Source organism: Mycolicibacterium austroafricanum (assembly GCF_902705885.1).
In the GTDB taxonomy this organism is placed as follows: domain Bacteria; phylum Actinomycetota; class Actinomycetes; order Mycobacteriales; family Mycobacteriaceae; genus Mycobacterium; species Mycobacterium vanbaalenii_A.
Genome location: NZ_CACSIP010000028.1, coordinates 1 through 11430 on the forward strand (window position 1 = coordinate 1; position 11430 = coordinate 11430).

Sequence of the window (11430 nt, forward strand, 5' to 3'; positions counted from 1 at the left end):
TGACCTTCAATCATTCGGCTACGACACGCCGGCGCTACTAATCAGGTCCGACTCGTACACCACTCTGCTGGACGCAACCCCGCGGCGGCGATCGAACCGCCGGGTGGGTTCGATCCCCTCCGACGGGGTAACCGACTACCCACCGACGAAAGGAGCCGCAGATATGCCGAACGAACTCAATGACCGCACGATCGCGTTCCTTGCCACCGACGGTGTCGAGAAAGTCGAACTCGAGCAGCCCCGTGAGGCGGTGACGAGCGCCGGTGGCCGGGTAGAACTGCTGTCGGTGAAGTCCGGCGAGATCGACGCGCGCAACCACGACCTCGAACCCGCGGGAACGGTCCCGGTCGACCGGGAGGTCTCCTCCGCGCAGGTCGACGAGTTCGACGGACTAGTCCTGCCCGGAGGGACGGTCAACGGAGACAAATTACGCCTCGACAAGGCCGCAGTGGCATTCGTGCGCGACTTCGTGCGATCCGGAAAACCGGTAGCCGCGATCTGCCACGGACCGTGGGCCTTGGTGGAAGCCGACGTCGTCCGGGACCGGACGCTGACGTCCTACCCGAGCCTGCGAACCGATCTGCGCAACGCCGGAGCGACCGTCGTCGATCAGGAGGTGTGCATGGACGGCAATCTGATCACCAGCCGGTCACCCGCCGACCTGCCCGCGTTCTGCCAGGCCATCACGGATCAATTCGCAAACACCCCGGCGCACACCTGAATTCGAGACGGCGCGGGCCTGTTCACCTGCGCTGTGTATAACCGACGGTTATCGGGAGATGACAACCAGGCGAACAGCCAGCAGCCTAGGAGTGGCGATGAGTGCTATTTCAACGGTCTTTCGAGGCCTGACGAAGGTGGCCGATGCCACAACCGCCACCGCCGGGGCGGTGGGTGGCGCCGCGATCAACGGCGTGGTCGGCGGCGCGCAGGGTGCCGCCAACGGCGTTCGCAATGGACTGTCCAGCGGTAGCCGATCTCCGGCGGCGGCCGCTCTGACGATCGGGGCGATCGGCGCCGCCGGTCTGGTCGAGTGGCCCCTGCTGGTGACCGTCGGCGGCGCTGCGCTGGTCGTGCACAAGCTCGGTCAGCGCGCTGGCGAGGCCGTTGCCCCGGCCGCGCCCGCGAAGAAGTCCGCGCCCGCCGTCACCACCTCGCCGCAACAGAGCGCCCCCGCTCCGGCGAAAAAGGCTCCGGCCAAGAAAGCAGCGGCGAAGAAGGCACCCGCCAAGAAAGCGTCCACCCGGCCCGCCCGCAAGGCGACTTCGTCGCGGCGCACTGCCGGGAAGTGAGCTCACTGCTAGGACGCTTGGCGGGGACCGCAACCAACATCGCGGTCGCCCCTGTCACGCTCACCGTCGGAGTCGCCGCGTCCGGGCTGAGATTCGGCACGAAGGTGACGACGACCGTCGCGCGGGGGCTGGCAGGTGCTGTGCCGCCCGACGCGCGGGCGGCGGTGTCGAGCGCGACCCGTGAGCTTGTCGGAGGCACTCCGGTCCGCCGGCGGTGGCGCCACGAGGACCGCTGCTGGATCGAGGTCCGCGGCCTGACCACCGAGACCGGACCCGATCTCGACGCGGCACTGCTGCTCGATTCGGTACGAGCCGTGCCCGGGGTCCGTTGGGCTGTCCTGAATCGTCCGACCTCGAGACTGGTCGTGTCAGTGGATGCAGCCGGCCCGTCCCTGGACGAGTTGTGCCGGCTCGTCGCCGACGTCGAGGCGCAGACCGGTGACGACAACAACGACAACGACAGCGTCAGCGAGCCGACCGACCTGCCGGGTGACGGCGTGGTGTTGGGCGGTCTGCTGATCGCGACGGCGGCGAACGGCGTCGGTTTCCTCACCGCGGCGGCCGGGCGCACCCTGTTCTGGCCGGCGCTGCCCACCGGCCTGGTCGCGGCGGTGACCGCGGTCGACTACCAGCCCCGGCTGCGTGCCGTGGTCGAGAATCGGCTCGGGGGTGCCGCGGCCGACACCGCGATCGCCCTCACCGCTGCATCTGTCTACACGCTCACCCAGGCCCCGGCCTCCCTGGCCGTCGATTTCCTCAGGAACCTCAGTCAGCTCGGCGAACTCGTCGCGTCCGCCCAGGCCTGGCAGCGGCACGAGGCCGTCCTCGGCGAGGATGCGGATTCGTCGGGCGCCGGCGACGACGTCCTCCGACCGTGCCCGATCCCGCCCGGACCGATCGAGCGCCATGCACAGCGCAGCGGGGTGGCGCAAGGCCTCGCCGCCTCATCGGTCGGCCTGTTGACCGGCAGCCTCAACGCCGCCGCCACCGCCGCGGTGGTCACCGCACCCAAAGCCGCCCGCAACACGCGTGAGGCGTTCGCGTCGACGTTGGGGCGTGGGCTGGCCAAGCAACACGATGTGCTGACGTTGCGTCCGGATGCGTTGCGCCGCCTCGACCGCACCGACGCCGTTGTGGTCGATCCGCGGGTACTGCTCACCGATCGGTTACGGGTCAGCGGGCTGCGTGCAGTTCCCGAGCACGACCGGACCGCGATCTGGCAGTGGGCGCAGGAACAGGTCCACAGCGGTGTGCTGGGTGCCGGCTGGCACGACGTCCCCCGGATCGCCGGGGGTGCCCGCAACGGCCAAGTCTCACAGGTCCACGTCGGCCGTACACCGGACGCGTTGGCGGCGAACGTGGTCGCCGCAATCCGACGCGCCGACATCGAGGCGGTGTCGGTGACGTGTGAGGAACTCGGCGACCTGCGTTCGTCATTCGACGAGTTGCGCCCGGTCGCCGGATCCATCGATGCCGCGCTGCTGGCCACCGTGCAGGCGCTGCAAGCCGACGGGCGCACCGTCGCCGTGCTCTCCGGGGCCGCCGGTCAAGCGCTGGCGGCTGCGGACGTGGCCGTCGGTGTGGCCTGCCCGGGATGTCCGCCACCGCGGCAGGCCGACCTGCTGGTCTCCGAACTCGCCTCGGCATGGCGGATTCTGCACGCCCTCCCGGCCGCGCGGCACGCCAGCCGCCGTGGCGTCGAACTCGCCACCAGCGCAACGCTTCTGGGCTCCATTCTGATGATTCCCGGGGTCCGCGGTCGCGGCCCCGGCCCGGTGACCGCCGGTGCCGCCGCCGGCCTGGCCACCGGCATGTGGCTGGCCCGGGGGGTGTTCACCGACCCGGTCCCGACCCCGGCCCCGGCCCCGATCCAGGAGTGGCATGCGATGTCGGTGGACCAGGTTCGGGAGGCGCTGCCAGAGCCCAGGATCGAGGTGCGGCCACCGCGGTCGCGGCTGGCGGCATCGGCGAGTGCATCGTCCACCCTGGTCGGCAACGTGACGGGGCCGGCGATCCGACTGGTGGCGGAGTTGGGATCCGCTGTGCGTCAGGAACTGTCCGACCCGTTGACGCCGGTGCTGGCCGTCGGCTCGGCGGCCAGCGCCCTGCTGGGGTCACCGGTCGACGCGATCCTGGTCGGGTCGGTGCTCACCGGCAACGCCGTGCTGGCGGCCTCCCAGCAGGTACGCGCCGAGCGACTGTTGCGGCGGCTGCTCGCGGTCCAGGATCCGCCGGCCCGGTTGCTGCTCGACGACGACTACGAGAGCGTCAACGCGGCTCGGTTGCTTCCCGGTCAGCTGATCGAGGTCCGTTCCGGTGAAGTGATTCCGGCCGACTGCCGGATCGTGGAGGCGACCGACCTCGAGGTCGACGAGGCCGCTCTCACCGGCGAATCACTGCCAGTGCCGAAACAGGCCGAGGCCACGCCGGGCGCGGCGGTCGCCGAACGCAGCTGCATGCTGTTCGCGACGACCACGGTCGTGGCCGGAACCGCCGTAGCGGTGGTGACGACGGTCGGGTCGCAGACCCAGGTGCGCCGGGCAGCCGAGGTGGCTCCGGCACAGGGCTCAGCGGTCGGGCTGCAGTCGCAACTTCGGGAGTTGACCAATCGGGCCTTGCCGTTCAGCCTCGCCGGAGGTGCGCTCGTCAGCGGTCTCGGTCTGCTGCGGCTGGCGCCGCTGCGGCAGGCGGTGTCCAGTGGCGTGGCTGTCGCCGTCGCGGCCGTGCCGGAGGGCCTGCCGCTGGTGGCCACCCTCGCCCAGCAGGCCTCGGCGCGCCGGCTCTCCCGGGCCGGCGCCCTGGTTCGAAGTCCGAAGTCCGTCGAGGCGCTCGGCCGCATCGACGTGGTGTGCTTCGACAAGACCGGCACCCTCAGTGAGAACCGGCTCCGGGTGTCCCGCGTGCACCGCGCCGCCGATTTCAGCGACGAGCAGGTGCTGGCGTTCGCCGCGGCGGCGACCGCCCCGAAGAACGGCACCCGGCACGAGCACGCCACCGACGCCGCGGTGATCGCCGCGGCGCCGGCCGGGCTAACGGAGCACAACGGGGACACCGTGCACCTGCCGTTCAGGTCCGGCAGACCGTTCTCGGCTTCGCTCGTCGGTAGCGAGCTCGTCCTCAAGGGTGCGCCGGAAGTGTTGCTCGCCGCGAGCGTCGACCACGACGGGTCCCTCGCCGAGGCGATACACGAGATGGCCGAATCCGGCCTGCGCGTGATCGCGGTGGCACGCCGCACCGTGACCGCAGCGCAGCTCGAGGCCGCGCGCGAGCGCGACGAGGCCTTCGCGGAACTGTGTGGCGCGGACCTTCAGGTGGCGGGCCTGCTGGGCATCTCGGACACCCCGCGGCAGGAGGCTGCGGGGCTGTTGAAGGCTCTCCATGATCAGGGCATCGGCGTTCGGCTGGCCACCGGGGACCACCCGGTCACCGCCGCGGCGATCGCCGCCGAGCTGGGGCTGCCGGTGACGCTCGACGAGGTGATCAGCGGCTCCGAATGGGAGGCGTTGTCGCGCCGGGGCCAGGAAGCCGCGGTGCGTGACAAAGTGGTGTTCGCTCGGATGACACCCGAACACAAGGTCCAGGTGGTGCAGACACTGGAACGCATCGGGATGGTCTGCGCGATGGTCGGCGACGGCGCCAATGACGCGGCGGCGATCCGCTCGGCCACGGTGGGCATCGGGGTGGCGGGCCACGGCACCGACCCCGCGCGCACGGCCGCCGACGTGATGCTGCTCGACGGTCGCATCGGTTCCCTTCTGGACGCGATCGATGAGGGCCGTCAGTTGTGGCGCCGGGTGCAAGCCGCGGTGGCGGTGCTGCTCGGCGGCAACGCCGGGGAGGTCGCGTTCGCCATCGTCGGGTCCGCACTGACGGGCCGGTCGCCGCTGAACACCCGGCAGCTGTTGCTCGTCAACATGATGACCGATGCCCTGCCGGCAGCGGCCCTGGCAGTCAGTCCGGCGGTGGGCACCGATGACGGAGCAGGCCGGGGACCGGACCAGGCAGCGTTGTGGCGCACGGTGGCGATCCGCGGCACCACAACCGCGGCCGCGGCGACTTCGGCATGGTTGATGGCCGGGTTCACCCTGCAGCCGCGGCGGGCGTCGACGGTGGCGCTGGTCGCGCTCGTCTCCACCCAGCTGGGTCAAACGCTCATCGATTCGCACAGCCCCCTGGTGGTCACCACCGCAACCGGTTCGCTGGTCGCGCTCGGTGCGCTCATCAGCACGCCGGGGGTCAGCCAGCTGCTGGGATGTACGCCGCTGGGCCCCATCGGCTGGACACAGGCGCTCGGTACGGCGGGTGTGGCCACCGCGGCGGCCGCAATCGCCCCGCGGGTGCTCAGCCGGGTTCAGTCCTCGATGTCGAGCACTCCCAGCCGCCATAACACGGCGTACATTTCACGAAGCGGCATTGCGATGAAATGGGACACCACAGAGATCGGGTCCGAGGAGGCGCCGGCACCAGTGTTGGACACGCCATCCACGGTCCAGATGACCGGCGTCTAGAAAGCGAACACGCCATGACCGAAAGGCGACAAATGGCCGAATCCTCGCGGCGGACAACACCACAACGAGAAGCCGTCCAGGCGATCCGCGAAGCACAGTCGTTCGCGGTGGATCTGCCGGTCCTCGGGCGGGTCCGTCTCCCCCGGCCGGAGCAGCTGGCCTTCTACGGGGCGCTCGGCGTCCTCGCCGCCGTCGAGATCATCGAGTGGCCGGTGGCGCTGGTGTTGGCCACCGGGCACCTGCTCATCCAGGACGAGCACAACCGGGTCGCCCAGGAGATCGGTGAGGCACTCGCTGACGCATAGGCCCCGGCCTCACACTTGGGGCGGCTTCTTGGTCAGCCCCTCGATCCAGCGCTGCACACTCCGGCCGACCGATTTGGGCACGTGGTCGGGATCCATCAGGTCGTTCTCGGCCAACAGACTGGCCTCGCCGGCAATGGTCTCTTCGGTGAACCGCTGCAGCGTCCGGCCCTCTCCGCGCAACGCTTCCACCGCCTGAAGGAACGAGCCCCGGTGTTGCACGGCGTCCTGGAAGTCCTCGACCGACACCCCGAGGTGCTCGGTCACCAGGTGGTTGCGCACCGACGTGATCGTCTGGCAGAGCTGGTCGAACTCCGCGGAGTCGGGGTCGGCTTCCACGGCCACATCGCACTCACTGTCGAATCCCATCGACCGGTTGTTCAGGTTCGAGGAACCGACCCGCAACAGCCGGTCATCGATGACCATGATCTTGGAGTGGACGTAGATCGGCATGCCTTCGTCGGTCACCGGCCAGTACACGGCCAGGCGCTGGTGGGTGTCTATCGCCCAGAGCTCGTGCAGGAGACGGTATCTCGCGCTGTCCATGGCCTGTTCCTCGAGGCGACTCTCGGAGCTGCGAGGGATGACGATGACGATCTCGGGGCCGTCGGGCTCTTGCAGCCGTCGGGCGAGCGCATCGGCGAGCGTGCGGGAGGCCAGGTACTGGTTCTCGAGGTAGATCGTGTGGCGCGCCGCGGCTATCGCCGCCAGGTTCAACGCCTCGACCTCGCGGACCTCGCTGTGTTGGTCCATCTCCGGCAGGGTGCGCATGATCCCGACATCGACGTGGCGCATGATCGGTTCGAGTCCGTCCGGCCAGATCTCGTGGTCGACGACCACCTGAGCCACGTACTCGCCCGTCGCCGTCCGCCAGCGTTCCCGGGCCTGGTCGCCGAGAGCACGCGCGGCGGCGCCACTGACCACGACGGCAGCTTCGTGCCTGGGTCCGTAGGCACTGCCGCTCTCGACGCGAAACTCGCTGTTCTGCAGATGCTCTCGGGTGTCCCAACGGCCATGGGTGAGATCGATGCCGCCACAGAACGCCAGCACGTCGTCGATGACGACGATCTTCTGGTGATGCACCGCACCGGTCGGATGCGCACCGTCGATGGCGAACTGCAGCCGATCGCGGGTGAGCCAGTTCAGCAGCGCCACAGGCGTGAAGTCACCCCACATCCCCTCGAATGCCGGGAGCAGCCGCAGATTCGACCTGAGCAGGTAGACATCGAGGCCGGGCCGGACCCGCACCAGCCAGCGCAGGAAGGTCCCCAGCTGGTTCGGCCCGGCAAGGGTCTTGCCACCACGCTCGAAAGTCATCCGGGTGTCGAAGTCCCAGCCGATGAGCAGCACCCGGCGCTGGGCCTGCAGCAGCGCGGCCTTGCACTGGTAGAAGTAGTCGGCACCGTCGATGATGCACGCCAGCTGATCGGCACGCTCCACCCGCCAGCACGTCTCCCCCGGCGTCAGCAGGCGGTCGCTACTCATGGCAGTCCGTCGACGAGACTTGGCTGCTCACGGCGGTCATAGCGCAGTGTCTATCACATCGGTCCCGCGCCGACCGATGACACAAATCTGACTCACCCGCCGTCGACCGCAGAAATATGTATGTGCTATGCATATATAGTGACACAAGCCCGCTACGACCGACTCGACGACCTGCTCACCCGGATTCACCTCGCGCGGCAGCGCCCGGCCTGGCGCCGTCGCCTGCTCGACGGGGCGGATTCGGTGACGAACGTGTCGACGTTGCGTGTGCTGCGTGCGGTCGAGGAGTGCCAGCGGAGCGGGGCCGGCGCGTCGATCCGCGACGTCGCCGAGTTCATGGCAGTCGAGCAGTCCACCGCGAGCCGCACCGTGGCCGCCTCCGTCGCGGCCGGCCTGCTGACCAAGACCTCCGCCCCCGACGATCAACGGAGGTGCGCGCTGGTGCTGACCGACGTCGGCCGCAAGGCGCTGGCCACCGTGACGGACCGGCGCCGCGATCTGGTCGCCGAGACGATCGCCGACTGGCCCGACACCGATGTCGACACCCTGGTCGGCCTGCTGGACCGGCTGACCGAACGTTTCGAAGGCGCGGGGACCGAATGACCTCCGGGACCACAGAAACCACCGCGCCACCGCGGTCGCGGGGGGCGCTCGGGTTGATGTTCGACCCGGTCTTCGGTGTGCTCTTCTGGGGCAAGATGTTCTCCGTCGTCGCGGTGTGGACCCACGGCATCGTCGCGGCGATCGTGATGTACGACGCGACCCGGTCGGCGCTGATGGTCGGACTGGTCGGCGTCGTGCAGTTCGCACCGCAGCTGATCTTGAGCCCCACCAGCGGTAAATGGGCCGACACCGGCAACCCGGCGCGTCAGATCCTGCTCGGCAGGGTGTTGTGCATCGCCGGGTCCGGGTTCGTGGCGACGTGGCTGTTCCTCGAACCCGGGCTGCAGGGGACCGCCACCGCGATTCCGATACTGCTCGGCACCGGCCTGGTCGGGTTCGGCTTCGTCGTGGGCGGCCCGGCGATGCAGTCGATCGTGCCCAACCTGATCCGCCCCGGTGAGCTCTCCACGGCCATGGCGCTCAACAGCATTCCGATGACGATCGGCCGCATCGCCGGTCCGGCCACCGGCGCCTATCTGGCCGCGCACTTCGGTTCGGCCACCGGATTCGCCGTCAGCGCTGCCCTGCACCTCGTGTTCGCCGTCTTCCTGGTCGCCGTGCGGTTCCCGGCGCCGCCGGTGCGACGCTCCGGGGCCGATTACCGCGTGCGCGCGGCACTCAGGTACGTCTGGGCCGACCGTCCGCTGTTGCTGGCGCTGATCGGGGTGACGACCGTCGGCTTCGCATCGGATCCGTCGATCACGTTGACTCCCTCGTTGGCCGATGAGCTCGGGGGCGGTGCCCGCCTGGTCGGAGAGTTGTCGGCGGTGTTCGGCATCGGTGCGGCGGTCGGGATGGTGGCCCTGGCCCTGATGCGGGGGCGGATGGCCTCGGCACGGGTGTCGAGCATCGGTCTGGCGGGGCTGGCCGCGGGGTCTGGGGTGCTGGCCATCGCCGCGGGACCCGCGCTCGCGCTGGCGGGATTCGCGCTGGCAGGGCTGGGGTTCGGCTGGGCGATGACCGGGCTGAGCACGGTCGTGCAGGAGCGCGCGCCCGAGGAACTGCGCGGCCGCATCATGGCGCTGTGGCTTGTCGGCTTCCTCGGCTCACGGCCGATCGCGGCGGCGCTGCTCGGCGGGACGGCCGACCTGGTCAGCGTCCAGGTGGCGTTCGCGGTGGCCGCGGCGCTCACCCTGGCGGTGACGCTGTGGTGCCGGCCGTCGAACCTGACCGGCCCGCTGCCCGCGCAGCTGTAGCGGCGCGGCACAGGGATTCAGCGGCGCAGCACCGCCGTGAGGGCGTCCTCGCCGCAGGGCAGGATCGGTTCGACCAGGCAGCGTCGCGCACAGTTTTCGGGCGAGGTCCGGCGTGCTGAGCATTCCGCTGTACAGGTGATCAAGGGTGGCGATCGCCGAGGCGACTGTGGACACGATGTCGGGATGTGAATGCCCGAGAACCGAACTCATCTGACCGGAAGCGAAGGCGAGGATTCGCGGATCCGGTTTGGTCGTAGACGCGGCTTCCCTCCGCCCGGGTGATGATGCCTGGGACGAACGATCCCCCGTAGCGCACCAAGCGCCGGTCAGCGTCCTTCCAGAAGTGATCGGCGCTCGCCATCGGTCAGGGCTGGATGATCGTTTCGGTGTCGATGACCGACATCGCCTCCAGCAGCGCCTGCTGCTGATCCGCGGTCCCCTGCGCGTCGAGGGCCAGCAGGTAGATCCCGTCTGAACCCGGTATCACCACTGTCTTGCGCGCCACGAACACCGGCTGGCCGTCGCGGTCCAGAGTCCCGGCGATCTGGACCGAGTCAAAACCGGAAAGTTTTCCCGGGCTGCCTTCCTCGGGGCCGTCGTAGCCCGGCTGGTTCCGGACAGCGTTCGGCGCAAGCTCCAGGATTCTGGCTTGATCGACCTCGCCACCGCTGAGACGCGCCATGCTTGCGACGATCACGGGTGGGTTCGGCGAACCGGCAGCGCTTTCGAGCATGATGGCCCCGTAAGCGTCCTCGGGTGTATTCGGACCGACATCCATCCAGCCGGGCGGTACGGGCAAATTGAGCTCGGGCGCGGTGGCGTCGGCGCGAGTCACCGCGATCTGGGTGACGCCGTTGTCCTTCAGGTAATCACCGACCGTGACTGCGGACTGCTGCGCCTGCGTAGGTGTGCTCGTTGGGGCGCTGCTCGTCTCGGCCGATGACGACGTCGTGGTCTGCTCCGAAGTCGTTGCCTCCGTGCCGCTGTCCGCACCACACCCGACAACGCCCAGGCCGAGCGCCATCGCCGCAGTACCGAGAGCCACTTTTGCCGTCTGCGTTCTGATGAGCTCGTCCCCTTACCGTGTGCGGATCTTGACTAGAGCTGACGGTAGTGCATGAGAGCGCGAATGGAAGGCACCATGCGAGGTCGGGCCCCGGCGCTCACTGTCGCCCGTGGCAGCCCCATCGTCAACAGTTTGTTGCGCAGGGTTGCCCGCCGGGAACACGACTCGGTGTCCGCCGACGCCAACCGGCACCCGGTGGATGAGAACGAACTGGGGATAACCCGTGCGATTCGGGGGTCGCTACTCGGCGCCGTCGGCGTCGGCTGGCTGGTCATCTCGGCCCCCAGGCGCAGTCGTTGACGCACAACCTGTCTCGGCCGTGCGTAGGTGTCCTACCCGAGAGCCGACGCGGCAACCGTCGTCGCGTCGGGAAGTTTCCCACGTGTTTCGACGCCCAGGGTGCGGGCATCCTGCAGCATGGCATTCAAACTCACATACACCGATGGCGAAGAAGCCGAGTACGACGACAGCACAGTTTGGGAAGTGGACGACGGCGTTCTGAAAATGGGTCGTACAGAAGGGGAATGGTCGGTACTCGTCTCCCCCAGCCACTGGGCCGTCATCGAGATGGGCAGTGCGGCAGCGCGGGCAGGCAACGACACCGATGACGACCAAGAAGACAAAGAGAACAAGAAAGACGACGACGACGACGACGAATGAGCGCGACCTGGTCGCCGTCCACAGTCAAATGAGCTCTTCAGGAGGAACAAGCGTGGATCACGAGTGTGAGGGCAGCGGCCGCGAGTTGCCCGACGGCCCGCCCCCCGATCGGGCAACAGCATGCCCGGTGTGCGGACGCGAGATACGGGTCGACACCGAAGAGACCGCCAACGGCTCGAGTTTCGTCATCGGCCGGCACCAGAAGGTGACCCAGGAATCTCCCTGATACCGGAGCCCTGGTGTCACCGCCGCCGGACG

At 69.0% G+C, this 11430-nt stretch carries 11 protein-coding genes; 9 read left to right on the forward strand and 2 right to left on the reverse strand.

Annotation, left to right across the window (positions count from 1 at the left end; all coding sequences use genetic code 11):
• The first annotated feature begins 163 nt into the window (after positions 1-163).
• The 4 genes from BEMPMBAN_RS18695 (at position 164) to BEMPMBAN_RS18710 (ending at position 6105) form a co-directional block, all read left to right on the forward strand.
• Positions 164-721 carry a type 1 glutamine amidotransferase domain-containing protein gene (locus BEMPMBAN_RS18695; RefSeq protein WP_159232756.1) on the forward strand — a complete coding sequence of 186 codons (558 nt, stop codon included), beginning with the start codon at positions 164-166 and terminating at the stop codon, positions 719-721.
• A 97-nt stretch (positions 722-818) separates the two neighbouring features.
• Positions 819-1292 (forward strand): hypothetical protein, encoded by a 474-nt coding sequence (locus BEMPMBAN_RS18700; RefSeq protein WP_159232757.1) that lies wholly within the window; start codon positions 819-821, stop codon positions 1290-1292.
• A 17-nt stretch (positions 1293-1309) separates the two neighbouring features.
• Positions 1310-5800 (forward strand): cation-translocating P-type ATPase, encoded by a 4491-nt coding sequence (locus BEMPMBAN_RS33195; protein ID WP_425294990.1) that lies wholly within the window; start codon positions 1310-1312, stop codon positions 5798-5800.
• Between the two features lie 32 nt (positions 5801-5832).
• Positions 5833-6105 (forward strand): hypothetical protein, encoded by a 273-nt coding sequence (locus tag BEMPMBAN_RS18710; protein WP_159232759.1) that lies wholly within the window; start codon positions 5833-5835, stop codon positions 6103-6105.
• Between the two features lie 9 nt (positions 6106-6114).
• Here BEMPMBAN_RS18710 and BEMPMBAN_RS18715 read toward each other — a convergent pair whose 3' ends face one another.
• Entirely contained in the window at positions 6115-7587 is a 1473-nt protein-coding gene (locus BEMPMBAN_RS18715; protein WP_159232760.1) for a phospholipase D-like domain-containing protein, read from the reverse strand.
• 120 nt (positions 7588-7707) lie between these two features.
• Here BEMPMBAN_RS18715 and BEMPMBAN_RS18720 point away from each other — a divergent pair, with 120 nt between their 5' ends.
• The gene (locus BEMPMBAN_RS18720) at positions 7708-8190 is read left to right on the forward strand and encodes a MarR family winged helix-turn-helix transcriptional regulator (protein WP_159232761.1); all 483 of its coding nucleotides are present in this window, start codon (positions 7708-7710) and stop codon (positions 8188-8190) included.
• Positions 8187-9446: an MFS transporter gene (locus BEMPMBAN_RS18725; protein WP_159232762.1), complete on the forward strand. Its 1260-nt coding sequence runs from the start codon at positions 8187-8189 to the stop codon at positions 9444-9446. The genes BEMPMBAN_RS18720 and BEMPMBAN_RS18725 overlap by 4 nt, the downstream gene beginning before the upstream one ends.
• A gap of 364 nt (positions 9447-9810) precedes the next feature.
• Here the strand turns inward: BEMPMBAN_RS18725 and BEMPMBAN_RS18730 are convergent, their stop codons facing one another.
• Positions 9811-10470 carry an LpqN/LpqT family lipoprotein gene (locus BEMPMBAN_RS18730; RefSeq protein WP_159232763.1) on the reverse strand — a complete coding sequence of 220 codons (660 nt, stop codon included), beginning with the start codon at positions 10468-10470 and terminating at the stop codon, positions 9811-9813.
• 117 nt (positions 10471-10587) lie between these two features.
• Between BEMPMBAN_RS18730 and BEMPMBAN_RS18735 the strand changes: the two genes are divergently transcribed.
• The 3 genes from BEMPMBAN_RS18735 to BEMPMBAN_RS18745 all read left to right on the forward strand — a co-directional run bounded on the left by BEMPMBAN_RS18735 (position 10588) and on the right by BEMPMBAN_RS18745 (position 11398).
• Positions 10588-10812, forward strand: coding sequence for a hypothetical protein (locus BEMPMBAN_RS18735; RefSeq protein ID WP_159232764.1), 225 nt, complete (start codon positions 10588-10590; stop codon positions 10810-10812).
• Positions 10813-10929: 117 nt separating this feature from the next.
• Positions 10930-11172 carry a hypothetical protein gene (locus BEMPMBAN_RS18740; RefSeq protein WP_159232765.1) on the forward strand — a complete coding sequence of 81 codons (243 nt, stop codon included), beginning with the start codon at positions 10930-10932 and terminating at the stop codon, positions 11170-11172.
• Between the two features lie 52 nt (positions 11173-11224).
• Positions 11225-11398 (forward strand): hypothetical protein, encoded by a 174-nt coding sequence (locus BEMPMBAN_RS18745; RefSeq protein ID WP_234897561.1) that lies wholly within the window; start codon positions 11225-11227, stop codon positions 11396-11398.
• Positions 11399-11430: the final 32 nt, after the last annotated feature.